At 49.0% G+C, this 14122-nt stretch carries 17 protein-coding genes, 1 tRNA gene and 1 pseudogene; 10 read left to right on the forward strand and 9 right to left on the reverse strand.

What is annotated here, in order from left to right:
• The 3 genes from DZE2538_RS20370 to yejK form a co-directional block, all read right to left on the reverse strand.
• Positions 1-342: response regulator (locus DZE2538_RS20370; protein ID WP_038916335.1), on the reverse strand; the 342-nt coding region annotated here is incomplete at its 3' end.
• A gap of 12 nt (positions 343-354) precedes the next feature.
• A complete protein-coding gene (locus DZE2538_RS10980; protein WP_038916336.1) occupies positions 355-2067 on the reverse strand; it encodes a sensor histidine kinase in 1713 nt (570 codons plus the stop codon).
• Positions 2068-2210: 143 nt separating this feature from the next.
• A complete protein-coding gene (gene yejK / locus DZE2538_RS10985; RefSeq protein WP_038916337.1) occupies positions 2211-3221 on the reverse strand; it encodes a nucleoid-associated protein YejK in 1011 nt (336 codons plus the stop codon).
• A gap of 162 nt (positions 3222-3383) precedes the next feature.
• Between yejK and DZE2538_RS10990 the strand changes: the two genes are divergently transcribed.
• The 5 genes from DZE2538_RS10990 to DZE2538_RS21255 all read left to right on the forward strand — a co-directional run bounded on the left by DZE2538_RS10990 (position 3384) and on the right by DZE2538_RS21255 (position 6963).
• Positions 3384-3614 carry a YejL family protein gene (locus DZE2538_RS10990; RefSeq protein ID WP_012885051.1) on the forward strand — a complete coding sequence of 77 codons (231 nt, stop codon included), beginning with the start codon at positions 3384-3386 and terminating at the stop codon, positions 3612-3614.
• 13 nt (positions 3615-3627) lie between these two features.
• Positions 3628-5400: an LPS biosynthesis-modulating metalloenzyme YejM gene (gene yejM, locus DZE2538_RS10995; protein WP_038916338.1), complete on the forward strand. Its 1773-nt coding sequence runs from the start codon at positions 3628-3630 to the stop codon at positions 5398-5400.
• A gap of 78 nt (positions 5401-5478) precedes the next feature.
• Positions 5479-5555: transfer RNA gene (locus tag DZE2538_RS11000), tRNA-Pro, on the forward strand.
• Between the two features lie 242 nt (positions 5556-5797).
• On the forward strand, positions 5798-6040 hold the full coding sequence (locus tag DZE2538_RS11005; protein WP_038916339.1) for an ABC transporter ATP-binding protein/permease: 243 nt from the start codon (positions 5798-5800) through the stop codon (positions 6038-6040).
• A gap of 599 nt (positions 6041-6639) precedes the next feature.
• On the forward strand, positions 6640-6963 hold the full coding sequence (locus DZE2538_RS21255) for a hypothetical protein (protein ID WP_236616961.1): 324 nt from the start codon (positions 6640-6642) through the stop codon (positions 6961-6963).
• A gap of 94 nt (positions 6964-7057) precedes the next feature.
• Here DZE2538_RS21255 and DZE2538_RS11015 read toward each other — a convergent pair whose 3' ends face one another.
• The 3 genes from DZE2538_RS11015 to DZE2538_RS11025 all read right to left on the reverse strand — a co-directional run bounded on the left by DZE2538_RS11015 (position 7058) and on the right by DZE2538_RS11025 (position 8917).
• The gene (locus DZE2538_RS11015; RefSeq protein WP_152486140.1) at positions 7058-7558 is read right to left on the reverse strand and encodes a CPBP family glutamic-type intramembrane protease; all 501 of its coding nucleotides are present in this window, start codon (positions 7556-7558) and stop codon (positions 7058-7060) included.
• 106 nt (positions 7559-7664) lie between these two features.
• Positions 7665-8006 (reverse strand): hypothetical protein, encoded by a 342-nt coding sequence (locus DZE2538_RS11020; protein ID WP_038916340.1) that lies wholly within the window; start codon positions 8004-8006, stop codon positions 7665-7667.
• A 452-nt stretch (positions 8007-8458) separates the two neighbouring features.
• Positions 8459-8917 (reverse strand): GNAT family N-acetyltransferase, encoded by a 459-nt coding sequence (locus DZE2538_RS11025; RefSeq protein WP_019845594.1) that lies wholly within the window; start codon positions 8915-8917, stop codon positions 8459-8461.
• Positions 8918-9051: 134 nt separating this feature from the next.
• Between DZE2538_RS11025 and DZE2538_RS20375 the strand changes: the two are divergent.
• Positions 9052-9826, forward strand: a pseudogene (locus DZE2538_RS20375) (IS630 family transposase).
• Positions 9827-9887: 61 nt separating this feature from the next.
• Here DZE2538_RS20375 and arsC read toward each other — a convergent pair.
• The 3 genes from arsC to DZE2538_RS11045 are packed head-to-tail and all read right to left on the reverse strand — an operon-like array spanning position 9888 to position 12027.
• Positions 9888-10316 (reverse strand): glutaredoxin-dependent arsenate reductase, encoded by a 429-nt coding sequence (arsC, locus tag DZE2538_RS11035; RefSeq protein ID WP_038916341.1) that lies wholly within the window; start codon positions 10314-10316, stop codon positions 9888-9890.
• A gap of 43 nt (positions 10317-10359) precedes the next feature.
• A complete protein-coding gene (locus DZE2538_RS11040; protein ID WP_038914110.1) occupies positions 10360-11643 on the reverse strand; it encodes an arsenic transporter in 1284 nt (427 codons plus the stop codon).
• Between the two features lie 51 nt (positions 11644-11694).
• Entirely contained in the window at positions 11695-12027 is a 333-nt protein-coding gene (locus tag DZE2538_RS11045) for a metalloregulator ArsR/SmtB family transcription factor (protein ID WP_038916342.1), read from the reverse strand.
• Positions 12028-12224: 197 nt separating this feature from the next.
• Between DZE2538_RS11045 and DZE2538_RS11050 the strand changes: the two genes are divergently transcribed.
• From DZE2538_RS11050 to DZE2538_RS11065, 4 genes are all read left to right on the forward strand, one after another.
• On the forward strand, positions 12225-12632 hold the full coding sequence (locus DZE2538_RS11050; protein WP_038916344.1) for an Imm63 family immunity protein: 408 nt from the start codon (positions 12225-12227) through the stop codon (positions 12630-12632).
• A complete protein-coding gene (locus tag DZE2538_RS11055) occupies positions 12629-12892 on the forward strand; it encodes a hypothetical protein (protein WP_019845601.1) in 264 nt (87 codons plus the stop codon). The genes DZE2538_RS11050 and DZE2538_RS11055 overlap by 4 nt, the downstream gene beginning before the upstream one ends.
• On the forward strand, positions 12889-13134 hold the full coding sequence (locus tag DZE2538_RS11060; protein WP_019845602.1) for a hypothetical protein: 246 nt from the start codon (positions 12889-12891) through the stop codon (positions 13132-13134). The genes DZE2538_RS11055 and DZE2538_RS11060 overlap by 4 nt, the downstream gene beginning before the upstream one ends.
• A 448-nt stretch (positions 13135-13582) precedes the next feature.
• Entirely contained in the window at positions 13583-13948 is a 366-nt protein-coding gene (locus tag DZE2538_RS11065; RefSeq protein WP_016942570.1) for a protease inhibitor I42 family protein, read from the forward strand.
• The last annotated feature ends 174 nt before the right edge of the window (positions 13949-14122 follow it).

A 14122-nucleotide genomic window follows, 5' to 3' on the forward strand; every position in this document is an offset into this window, starting at 1 on the left:
CTTTTGCAGCATGCCGACTATGCGGGTTTCATGATAGGGCTTGAGAATATAATCGAACGCTTCCAGCTCAAACGCCTCTACCGCATGATTCTTATAAGCGGTAATGAAGACAATCAGCGGTTTATGCGCAAACTGGCTGATGTTTTTCGCCAGCATCACCCCATCCAGCGAAGGGATGTTGATATCAAGGAAGATGACGTCCACCCGGTTATCCTGCAGGTATTTCAGCACATCGAGGCCATCATCAAACACCGCATCCACGTCGATCTGGCTGTGTTGTTTGATAAGCCAGCTCAACTCCTGCTGTGCCAGAAATTCATCTTCGACAATGATCGCCTTCACGTTATTCTCCTGTCACCGGCCCAGCTCTGAGGGAAACGCCACCGCGTTATCCACTCGCTCAGTGTTGTCACGGGTAATAAAAAATTCGATTTCCGTCCCAGGGCTGAGGCGACTAATGTGCAGCCCCTCCCCATACAGCAGTCTGATCCGATGATGTACATTGAGCAGACCAATCTTATTACCCGGTAATTCATTGCGCTCCACGCGGGCAATCACCTCATCGCTGATGCCAATACCGGTATCACGCACCGCCACCCGGATACGATCGCCCTGCTCCCGGATACTCAACGTCACCACCCCTTTGCCTTTGCAAGAACGGATACCGTGCACAATCGCATTTTCAACCAACGGTTGAATCAGCAGACCGGGAATCAGGCAACTGACGTCCTCATCAATCTCGTAAATCACCGTCAGCTTATCGCCAAAGCGCGCCTGCTCAATAGCGATGTAATCTTTTATCTGATAAAGCTCGCTTTTTATATCAATCAGCTCCTCGTCATTGCGCTCCAGGTTGTAGCGCAGATAACGCGACAAATTGATAATAAGCTGGCGCGCGGTATCCGGGTTAAGCCGGATAGAGGTGGAAATGGCATTCAGCGCGTTAAACAAGAAATGTGGATTGATCTTGCTTTGCAGCGCCCGCAGCTCCGCACGGTTTGCCATATCACGCAGTTGCTCAGCGCGTGACACCTCAAGCTGGGTGGAGATGATTTGCGACAACCCGACAGCCATCTCTTTGAGCGACCAGGTGATACGGTGCGCCCGCTGGTAATAGATTTTTAGCGCGCCGGTCACTTCGCCTTTTTCCCACAGCGGGATGACGATCATCGAATGGATTTCCGGAGTGCGGTAGGCCTCATCATTGTTTTTGATGATAATCTTTCCGCTCTTGAGCGCCAGTTGCGTCGTCGGGCTCAGGTCACGATCACCGCTGTGGTAGTTCTCTTCCCCGACCCCCACGTAGGCCAGCACCTGCGAGGTATTAGTGATCGCCACCGCATCGGCATCGATATCGCGACGGATAATATCGCAGATCGTACTGAGCGACTGGCTATTGATATGGCGAAACAGCGGTAGCGTTTTATTGGCGATATCCAGCGCCAGCTTGGCCTGCCGCGCGGCAACCGCCTCTTTTTCCCCTTCCACGCTACGCACCAACAGCACGATCAACCCGATACTGACTGCCCCCAAAATCATCGGAATTGCGATATGCGCGACAATGTCCAGCCCCAGTGAAAATGGCCGGGCCCACAGTACAACCAATAACATAGTCAGCGACTCACACAACATGCCGCCGACAATCCCCACACTCCAGTGGCGATCACGCGGGATGCGGTGGTGAATCCAGGCAGACATAAACCCGGCGACAATGCTGGTGATAAGGCAAGGGACCGAGGTAATACCGTGCATATCGATCAGGTAGCGATGCACCCCGGCGATCACCCCTGTGGTAATGCCCACCCACGGCCCAAACAGGATACCGCCAGACATCACTGCGACCACCCGCACATTGACCAGTGACCCTTCCACGTTGATGCCGGACCAGGTACTGAATAACGCAAATAGCGAAAAGATGGCTGTGACCACCGCCAGGTCAAAGCGTGAATGCTCATCCTGCTGAAGTAACTGACGAAAATGTCGTGTTCGGGTCAGGAAAAACAGGCAAATAAGCATCAGCGCCGCACGGTCATACACCGCCAGCACCATGTCAAAGATAGAACGCACGGGAATCTCACCACCTATACAGCCGAATACCCATCATAAAACAAGGGGCAAGCACTGCCAAACCCGTTTGCCATCAGAGATATTTCTGCCTGAACAGGCCCCACAGTGGGAGGCCTGCGAAGAATGCGAAGGAAAGGGAAAAATCAGCGATTGCCGCCGCCGAACCGACGCTGCAACTGGTCGCGCAGATTAGGTGGTGTACCTTTGATGGTCAACGTATCGGTAGCCGGATCCCAGAAAATACGTTCGCCTAACAGCAGCGCATCGAAATTAATACTAAGCCCACCGCCACTACCGGCGAATTTGGTCAACTGGCGCAACGTGCTGCGATCCGCCGGGAAGCTCTCTTCCAGCTCATACCCTTGCTCGGCGGTAAACGCCTGGAAGGTTTTCTCGCCCAGTGGCGGCAGTTCGTTTGACAGCGCCTCCAGTTCGATTTCCTCCCCAGCCTGCAACTGTTCATTGCAGTAGCTGTACACCTGCTGACGGTATTGCTGACGCTCGTTTTTATCCAGTTGTGCATCCGCGCAGTAATCATCTACCGCCTTCAGCAGCCCTTTATTTTGCGCCTTGGTATCCAGCCCTTCAGCCGCCGCCAGGAAATCCATAAAGAAATCAGACACCTTACGGCCAACGCGACCTTTAAGAAACGTCAGATAACGGGTGGATTCCGGGCTGGTTTCCCATTCGGTCAGATCGATGCGCGCCACGATATCCGCATGGTGGATATCCAGATAATGGGTGCTGCTGATATCCAACTGTTCGTTGACCCTCATGCTATTACAGCTGTTCAGCACCGCAATCAGCAGGTACTCGACTGCCAGATAACGGTACTGACAAAACAGCACTACGCCGCCTTCCGCGAAGGGGTATTTCACCAGTTCGTCACGTAACCGGCCCGTCGCCGCACGCGAGAAAGCCAGAAAGTCATCATCGCCTTTACGGCAGGAACGCAATGCCGCCGCCAGTTCGCTCTCTTCGTTAAACAGGCCGTACGCCTTGCTTTTAGCGCTGTAGACGCGATGCAGTTCCGCCATCATATCGCTGACCGCGCCGTTCACAGTCAACAACGAATCGCGCAACACCATTTCCAGCGACTGCTCGTCACGTTTGACCAGCTGGTGCAGGGCAATCTGGTCGATATCCAGACTCATGGTAAACTCTCCTTCTAGTAAGGCGCGTATTCAAGCACTAGGTGTTCCGGCATGCAACTCAAAAGCACCTCGATTCTCGCGGGCGGTATTGATAAAAGTGCGGAAAACCACGCCCCTATACGGTAATATATTTGCCTTTCACCACCAGAGATACACGATTTTATGCCGCAATCATCCCGTTATAGTGACGAACAAATCGAACAATTGCTGACTGATCTGGTCAATGTATTGGAAAAGCACCACACTCCGACCGATCTTGCACTGATGGTGCTCGGCAACATGGTCACCAATCTGCTCAATACCAGCATCGCGAATCCGAAACAGCGTGAAGCGTTGGCGGGTTCTTTTGCCGACGCGTTGCAAGCGTCTATAAAAACTAACGACATCCATTGATACCGGCCCGTTTATGGTAACCAACCGTCCGCGCTACCGTGAAAAAGTCTCCCAGATGATAAGCTGGGGGCACTGGTTCGCCCTGTTCAACATTCTACTCGCACTGGGGCTGGGTAGCCGTTATCTGTTCGTTGCCGACTGGCCATCGTCACTGCCTGGACGGCTGTATTCGCTGGTAAGCTGGCTGGGGCATTTCAGCTTTATCGGTTTCTCCACCTATCTGCTGATCATTTTCCCGCTGACATTTATTGTGATGTCGCAGCGATTGCTGCGCTTCCTGTCGGCGGCGCTCGCCACCGCCGGTCAGACACTGCTGATCGTTGATGCCTCGGTATTCAGTCGTTTTCATCTCCACCTGAACATGACGGTCTGGGACTTGGTGACCAACCCGGACCAAAGCGAAATGGTGCGCGACTGGCAGCTACTGTTCATCAGTGTGCCGGTCATTTTCATGGTGGAGATGCTATTCGGCACCTGGTGCTGGCAAAAGCTACGCAGCCTTAACCGGCGTCATTTCGCCAGACCGATGGCGGCCGTCTTCATTGTGGCGTTCTGCCTGTCTCACCTGATGTACATCTGGGCGGATGCCAATTTCTACCGCCCGATCACCATGCAGCGCGCCAACCTGCCCCTCTCCTACCCGATGACGGCCCGCCGTTTTCTGGAGAAACATGGCCTGCTCAATGCGCAAGAATATGAGCGCCGTCTAGCATTGCAGGGCAACCCGGACGCGGTCTCGGTAGAATACCCGCTCAGCGACATCAGTTTCCGCGACGCAGGTAGCGGCTATAACCTGTTGTTGGTGGTGATGGATAGCGTGCCGGATCAGAACACACCACATTCCATGCCCAACCTGGCGCGCTTCGCTGAAGAGAACGTACGCTTCAGCAACTATTTCAGCGCCGGTACTCAGCAAGATGGCGGTCTGTTTAATCTGTTTTATGGCATCTCCACCACCTACATGGACGGCATACTCGGCAGCAGCAAACCGTCTGCGCTGATCGATGCCCTGAGTCAGCAGGGTTACCAGTTTGGTCTGTTCTCCGCCAGCGGATTTAGCAGTCCATTGTACCGTCAGGCCCTGCTATCCGACTTCTCGCTACCACCGGCACAATCGCAAAGCGATGATGCTATTACCACGCAGTGGGTCAAGTGGCTGGACAACAATACCGGTACCCGCTCGCCCTGGTTCTCGTTCATCGAGTTTAACCACACGACCACAGGCAGCAATGGCCTCCCGCTTGCCGCTGGCGAACAGCAGCGCCGTTACCGTCAGGATACCGCCAGTATTGATGAGCAAATCGACCGCATCATCACCACGCTGCGGGAGAAAAACCTGCTCGACAAAACGGTGGTGGTGATTACCGCCGAGCAAAGCAGTGCCGAACGCCTCAAAGACGACGACCCGTCGCCAATGAACCGTGAACACCGACAGGTGCCACTGGTCGTTCACTGGCCGGAAACCCCGGCACAGACCATCAGCAAAATGACTGACCCGAAAGACGTGATGACCACGCTGATGCAACGCCTGCTGCATGTGAAAACCGCAGCGGAAGATTACTCGCAGGGAGAGGACTTGTTCAGCGCTGAACGGCGGGCCAACTGGTTACTCAACGGCGACAGTAATTCGCTGACCATCATCACACCGCAGCAGGTCATTCAGTTAGGTCGCAACGGTAGTTACCGGGCTTACGACGCCAATGGTCGCTTATTACCGGATGAAAAACCGCAGTTAGGGTTGCTCTTGCAGGTGCTGACGACTGAACGGCGATTTATTGCTAACTAACTGCCTAAATCTAAAGCAGTCGTTTAGGGCGGCTATTGCAATCGGGTCAGGAAACGGTAGTATAGCGGCCCATAGCATCGGCACGTAGCGCAGCCTGGTAGCGCACCGTCATGGGGTGTCGGGGGTCGGAGGTTCAAATCCTCTCGTGCCGACCAAATACCACTTCCGTAAGTACCGGTTACTGACGGAAACCCCACAGAAACCCGCATCCTCTCTGAGTTTGCGGGTTTTTTGTTACCTGTTATCTGCCGGGATACCCCGTTTACAGCCTGAAGATTCAGCCTCGTAAGCAGAGCCGAAAACATACGCCACTACCCATTATTTTCTCGTCACCTTGCCCTCTTCCGTTACAGAAACCACAATAGATGCAAGATAACCATTTCTGTGAGGTTTCATCATGGATGCTATGCCAGTTCACCTGAATGACCATTCTTCTGCCCAACTAGTCGCGCCAGTAACGGCGACCGAACGGGTACACACCTTTCTGGTAGAACAGGAGTCTATTGAAGAGAATCTCGCGCGGGAATACCGGCAAATTGCTGAAATTGAACAGGCAATCAAAGAAGCTCATGCAGGCGATTTTGTTGCGGCGGATGAAATGGATAAACTGTTTCAAAAGTTAGGACAAACAGAGCAATAAGGAAATTAAGCAATGACGCCACTATCCCCCACAGAGCCGTTAGCTTCTGTCTGCGTATTTTCTGTTTCGCCCGGTGTGGAGGTTCGGTTTGTTATTGGGTCAACAAGGCGCAAAACGGAACCGAACTGGGACTATCTGCAAAAGTGTGGGATGACTTTACCTATACTGCCCCATGCCATAAAGATCGTTATCTTTATTATGTGAGATAGTCCGATTTATCGGGTGACTTAGTAGCCAGGGGTGGCCGGTTGAAAAATTTAGTCGAAACAAGAAGTATGATCAGGCTTAAAAAGTAAGATAGTATTGTGTAACAAGGACAATATTAACTAGTGACACACACGATCATATAATTATGGAAAACACTATTTATTTCGAGAATAAATTTAAAAAGTGGCTCTTTGCTGCAGCGATATGCATACTCTTAGCCTGTTGGGACTGGTATATGTCGTGGGCATTAAAAATTTCCCATAACACCATTTTACAGAAATCGGTTCATGAATGGATAACGTATATTTCATTTGGCACATTTTTTGGGTGCGTTTGTTTTTTGCGTGCTTTTTATAAGCGTACCTTTAACAAATCATTAAAATATCTTTTAAATGCGTTCTCTGGCGGCTTCTTTCTGGGGTTTTTTGCCGTTCTTAAACTGTTATGATGTCTATGTTTATCTCTTCCCTGACAAAGTTATTAGCTATGAATCTAAATATGAAGTTGTCTTCCCGGGGCCTTCGAGAGGCAAGTATGGGCACTGTGAAGCTGGTATCTGGCTAAAAGACCAGAACACCACCAGATGGATTCAGCTTTGTATAAATAAAGAATATCTGCACAACCACCGCAAACAAGGAATGACTGGTGTATGGGTAACGGCTCGTGTTAATAAAGTTGGAACTTACATCGAGGAATATGAATTTATCTATATGTAAATGAAGCAGGCCGAAGCGATTCGCTATATTTCGGTATCCGTAAAAATGACTGATAGTAGTGAACTTCCGATTTTATCTCTATGCAGGCTTTTCACTAACATCTTTTCAGATAGTAAACTCTCTTTTGTAGAAAAAGCAGCCATTCCACCCGGCACCTATTGGATGTAAGAAGCCCCTGCAGCAAAAAACCCCGGAATACTATCTCTTCAACGATAGGACTGAGCAGAACCAGTGCCAACACAACACTCAGCCACCCTTGTTTTGAAAAATCAGTCACCTGCTGCATCCAGCGCTCTTCTCTCGACATTATCAAACCTGTCAGCATCAAAATAAGCAACAGCACAACGGTGAGTTTACGCATCAGACGATAGGAAAAAGGCCCAAGAGAAAGCAATCCATACCGTTTTGTGTACCAAAACCAGAATGGCACAATGATAATAAAGGCCAGTAATGTAAAAAAGACTAACGAATAAGCTGGATTAATCGCTATGCCACGATACAGCAAAATCCCCGTAAAAATTGAAATACTGTACCAAAGGACAGGTAACCCGAAACACCAAAGAGATTGTTCCAGACGATCTATATGATGCGACATATCTTCCCTGAGAAAATGTAATTATTGTTTAAACATTACTAACGCCAACAATTGTGGCATCTGGGTTGTCGGAGACGATAACAACATGCTGTACCAGAAACGGAAGTTAATAAGACGATGAAGGATCGTATTCCCAGTCTGATTCGTCATGGTAAACCGTACCATCGTCATCCATCACTTGCGCATTGAAGCATTTGGCAATTTTCAGCATTTTTCTATACAAGTGCGTGTCTGGCCACTTGGTGTAAATATTACCTGCACTCCAGTCAAGCCATGGCTCATCATGCAGTGAAAAACCTGACCACAACGTATAATAATCGCCGTTTTTAACGTCTATGCTTAACTCATCATCACTATGAATATAGGAAAGCCATTCATCAGCAGTTATTTGAGCTTCGTCATTATCTGCCCAAAAATCAGCTCTTGTTATATGAAACTCAACGCCCATAACATCCCCTGTACACAGTTCAGATAGTAATTTCGCACAACGGTTACCGTTGTTTTCTTACCCTCATACACTAACACAGTGACTTATCAGGAGTGGCTTTATTTGAGTGTACTGCTTTCACTGATTGGAAAATCACCATGCCCAAGTTTCGCTCTATACCGCTCTTTTACTGACCGCTTTTCAAGCCGTAAGCGCTCTGATTCAACGGCATAGTGCTGCGGCCTCATCTTTGAGAATCGTCACGCAAACATCATATAGTTGCAGGCCTACCAGTTCCATCAGACTACTTTTTCATAACACAATTGCCAGTCGCATGGATAACGGGCTGGGTCACCCCGCATCGTGGTGAAATATGGGCAGTATTCCTAAATAACTGTTCCTAATAGTAGATCACTTCCGGAACTGACACCAAATTGAAGGTACCCCTCGATATTGAAGTGTTTAAACGACAATCAAAGATCCAGCTTTTCCAGCAATATTCGTCTGTACACATTAGTCTGCCGTTTGATGAAGCCTGTCTTTTTATAAAGCTCATTTGCTGCTACACGTTCTGAACGAGACGTCAGATCAATATAACGTGCTCCGTAGGTACGTGAGTAAACAATAGCAGAATGAAGTAATTCAGAGGCGATCCCTCTTCGTCTGAACCGGGTACCGACAATCACGTCTTCAATAATACACTTCTTACCCGACAGCAGTGTTACGCAAACTAATGTCAACATACCCGCTGGTGCTGGTATTGCATCGTCATAAGCCACAAATATTTGTACCAGCTCAGAGTTAATAATTCCTTTAAGAACATCGGCTTCCAGATCTGGTGCTGTTTCTGACAGCTCAGACAGTAAATTTGTCAAATCGGAAACCAGAGTCTCAGTTACTGATGAAAGACGTTCAACCCTGATGTTTTGCATTCCAGCACTGCTCCAGTGAGTTTGCTTATATGGCTGCCCATATTCAGGCAGTAGCGTATTTTTTCAGGAACTCAGTCCCGGTTGCGGGATCTGACCAATCGTCAGAGACTCCAAATCACCAGCCGGACTGAGCAATGCCAATTATAGCTTTCATTTCCCGTACTGAACGACGCATGGTGCAGAAAACTATTCACAGAACAAAGGATAAAAACCATGCCCGCAGACTGACCGCCATGCTGATGTTGCACCGGGGCGACAGTGTCAGCCATGTTCCCAGAACACTCTGTTGCGCCCGCTCATCCGTGGGGCGATGGATTAACTGGTTTACGTTATATGGTGTGGAAGGCCTGAAATCCTTGCCCGCAGGGCGTGACCGTCGCTGGCCGTTTGAACATATCTGTGCACTGTTTTACGAAGACGAGGTGGACATCCATCTTAATTCTAAAACCGGCGCAGACTGGCAACTACGGGGTCAACAAAAACGCATGATAACGCCGGGTCAGAATGAAAAATACTATCTGGCAGGCGCACTGCACAGTGCGCACGGGCAGAGTCAGCTATGTGGGAGGCAGCAGCAAGAGTTCATCGCTTTTTATCAGCCTGTTGTAACATCTGAAGGCGACTTACAGGCGGGCAAAAACGATCACGCTCATCGTTGATAACTACATCATCCATAAAAGTCGTAAAACACTGGGCTGGCTAAAAGAGAACCCGAAGTTCAGGGTGATTTACCAGCCGGTTTACTCACCATGGGTGAATCATGTTGAACGCCTGTGGCTGGCATTGCACGAAACTATTACCCGTAATCACCAGTGCCGCTCAATGTGGCAATTGTTGAAAAAAGTCCGTCACTTTATGGACACCGTCAGTCCGTTCCCTGGTGGAAAACATGGACTGACAAAAGTGTAGCGGTATTAGGATCACTTATTTAGCTGCACCCCAAAAAGTCCAGCACCACCGTTGTATCCATCTAACGCTTAACACGCTTTCCCGACGCATCAATCACTCGCTCGCCATCTTCTTTAACGAATTCGCCTTGTTGTGCGTCAGGCAAAATATCCAGCACCACTTCTGACGGACGGCATAGCCGGGTGCCGAGCGGCGTGACCACAATCGGGCGGTTGATCAATATGGGGTGAGCCAGCATAAAGGCGATCAACTGTTCATCGCTGAAGCTATCGTCGGCCAGACCTAACGCGATGTAAGGTTCAACGTTTTGACGCAGCAACATGCGTGGGGTGATACCCATCGCACGAATCAGCTCCTCAAGCTCCGCTTTAGAGGGCGGTGTTTCAAGGTAGTGAATAACGGTAGGTTCAACACCGCTATTGCGAATCAGCGCCAGTGTATTGCGCGATGTACCGCATGCCGGGTTGTGGTAAATAGTAATCTCTGTCATTGCCCTATTCTCTTTGAAACGCTGATGCTGAAAGCCGCATGGGTTAAATAGAAAGATGTAGCGCCAGTGCTACCAGCGTCACGAATAACACCGGCAACGTCATCACCACACCAACACGGAAGTAATATCCCCAACTGATGCGGATATCTTTTTGCGCCAGTACATGCAGCCACAGCAATGTGGCAAGACTGCCAATAGGGGTCAGTTTGGGGCCTAAATCACAGCCAATAATATTGGCGTACGTCATGGCCTCACGGATGACGCCATTAGCCGCAGACGCATCAATCGACAATGCGCCGATAAGTACCGTCGGCATATTGTTCATCACTGATGACAACACCGCCGTCAGGAAACCGGTGCCTATCGTCGCTATCCACAGCCCTTGAGCAGCAAAATAATTCAGCACATGGGACAGGTAATTAGTCAGCCCGGCATTACGCAGACCATATACCACCAGATACATGCCCAGTGAAAACACGACAATCTGCCAGGGCGCGCCGCGCAGTACACTGGTGGTATCAATCACATTCCCTCGCCGGGCGACCAGCCAGAGGATCACAGCAGCAATCGTCGCGACCACGCTGACAGGCACCCCATGTGGCTCCAGTACAAAAAAGCCGCTTAACAACAGTGCCAATACCCACCACCCAGCCTTAAACGTTTGCCTGTCACGAATAGCCGCAGCAGGATCTTTCAGTTTGTCCAAATCGTAATCGGCTGGAATCTCCCGGCGGAAAAACAGATGCAAAACGCCCAATGTGGCAACAACAGCGGCGATATTGACTGGAATCATCACCCGCGCATAGGTATTGAAACCGATGCGGAAATAATCCGCCGTAACGATATTAACCAGATTGGATACCACCAGCGGCAGGCTGGAGGTATCGGCAATAAATCCGGCGGCCATCACGAAGGCCAGTGTTGCGCCACGACTAAAGCCCAGCGCGGTCAACATCGCCACCACAATCGGCGTCAGGATCAGTGCTGCACCATCATTCGCGAACAATGCAGCAACCAGCGCCCCCAGCACAATCATCAAGGAGAACAGGCGTTTGCCTCGCCCGTGTCCTTTGCGTGCCATGTGCAGCGCGGCCCACTCGAAAAAGCCGGACTTATCGAGCAGTAAGCTGATAATAATGATCGCAATAAACGTGACAGTCGCATTCCAGACGATATGCCATACCACGGGAATATCGTCTATGTGAATCACCCCGGTAGCCCAGGCCAACACAGCCCCGAACGACGCGCTCCAGCCAATCCCCAACCCGCGAGGTTGCCAGATGACCAGGATCAGCGTCAGTATAAAAACGGCTCCAGCCAGTACCATGCCATGCTCCCATCAACACATATGAAATAACGAATATATAGAGATAAATTTTTATCCGCAAACCCGCTGATGCCCTAGTCGGCTTACCACGCTTGTAACGGTATGCCGCTGGCTTAGCCAGGCCTGCTCAATAATCGCGGCACACCAGGCGGGGACATGCGGTGAAAGCCGATAATGAATCCATTTCCCCTGACGACGATCCACTAACAACCCGGCATCGCGTAACAGCGCAAGGTGACGGGAAATCTTGGGCTGAGGCTCCTGTAACCCCTCACACAAATCGCACACACATAACTCGCCCGCTTCTCGCAGCAATAACACAATCGAAAGGCGGGTGTCATCCGACAACGCCTTAAACAATTCCAGCGGGGTCAACATAGTCATGAAATCCTCCCCAAAGCACCTTTATATAGGTTAAAACAGATATGTTTGTTATGGCAACTATGTAATCTAGTCAATCACCTTTATATGAAGCGGATCGACACTACATGCCAATAACAAATCCCACTTTCCTTTTATGATACAATCAATTAGCATCATTGGTAAAATTGAACATTATTTCAACTCTCTCAGATGGCATCATGAAGACGCTCGAAGAATTACGTCAGCAACTTATCGAAATTGGCGAAAAATTGGGTGGCGGGGTCCACCCAAATGGGCATTTTATTATTCCTGATGCATCTGATGGTATGGCAACGCCTCATCTCGAAATTCATGATGATAAATACCATTATGTTGTCTGTGAAAGAGGCGTGGAGCTTTCTCGAACAATCACATCAAGTGAAGATGAAATCCTTTATTGGTTTGTCGAGTCAAGCGTCAGTGCCATTGCCTCCAACCTGGCTGCCAGCGAATGCCCCCCTAACGGTGAATTCAGACGACTATATTTTAAAAAACAATATGAATTGCTTAAATTAGTAAACCCGACATGGGCAGAGAAAAAGCGGAATTATTTTATTAATATTCTTGTCAGTGAAATGAAAAAATGAGCGTGTTAGATGATGATGGTGGAAAAATGACAATTGTTTTTATACCCGCATTAATTGCACTACTAACAATGCGAGAAGACGAGGCAGGAAGGCCGCTAACAAGAGAAGAGGTAGAAACCATTCGGGATAACGCTACTGCAATAAATTTACCTGAAGACATCGCAATCAGTATGGCCGCCGAAAGAGGATATAATGATATATCCCCTGAACATGTCTGGGATGAATGGATATCATTTAAAATTAATAGGATAGAACTATGAAACATGAACTGTGGACGAACGAAGAAGGTCTGGATTTGTTTTGCCTGGCGGGTAAAAGGGGTGATGATGCACGTAGCCTTCTTGAACCAGGCTATAATTTGATATGGACGTGTGAGGCAGACTGTCATTTTGAAGCGATGGCCAAATACTACGAATTTCGCGACTGGGGTAAATATACAACTAATTTTCCCGAACATGATAAAAAGACATATAAAGAATTAGGGTGGGAGTCAGATCAATAACAATGGAATAGCACAATTATTATTTAAAAATACCATGAACAGCATACTTCAATAAAATTTAGAATAGTACCATGGAAAACCGACACCACTACACAATCACTAAAAATATATAATCAAACCATACAATTAATTCAAATAAGATGTTCATTCATCAACATTCATAGCCTGATCACTATATCCCAGAAATGCTTTATTGCTATTTCCAGATCCTGTGCCATCTTTTATAAAACACAATGAAATTACTATAAAAGAGGTATAACCCATGCCATCTGTAATGAATTATCACCTGCTTAACTTTCTGACTTGTATCTTATTGGAGCCTACTGTTCCTTTCTTTCATCACACTGGTTTTCATGGCGGATATGACTGCCTGCTAATGCGAAAACACGGGCCGTAATTGCCCTATTCAAGCCATATTTTGTATTCACGCTTATCTCTGGAGAGATTCATGAAAAAATTTATGTTTGCAGTTGGTTTATTGTTTCCGCTGAGTGCCATGGCCGCTACCGCCGTAGAGAATCAGCACAAAGAAGTGAAAGTTGGCGAGCAGTTTGAGGTGACGCTGCCAGCGAACCCTAGCACGGGCTATACCTGGGCTATCAAGAAACTGCCCGACGTGGTGGTGTTGACGGGCAAGTCTTACAAGCCCGGCGCGGAGTGCCACGATAAAGTCGGCTGTGGTGGTCATGAAATGTTCCACTTCAAGGCAGTGAAAGCCGGTGTTGGCGATATTGACCTCTCTTATTCGCGCCCGTGGGAAAAACAACCTCAACCGGATGATAAGGAAGCGGTTATTAAGGTGACCGTGAAGTAAGGTACGTTTGCCGTCAGGGGCCCGCCTACTTGATTTACCAGCCTCGCCCCTGACGGCTGTTATCGCCAAACACCGCGTATTCCCCCACCCACCATCGATAGCACCACATCCCTCCCCTGCCTCATGCCGTAGTAGCCATGAAGCACGGGAAAGACTCACCACAAGCTGTCGTCG

The sequence above is a fragment of the Dickeya zeae NCPPB 2538 genome, assembly GCF_000406165.1.
Taxonomy (GTDB): Bacteria; Pseudomonadota; Gammaproteobacteria; order Enterobacterales; family Enterobacteriaceae; genus Dickeya; species Dickeya zeae.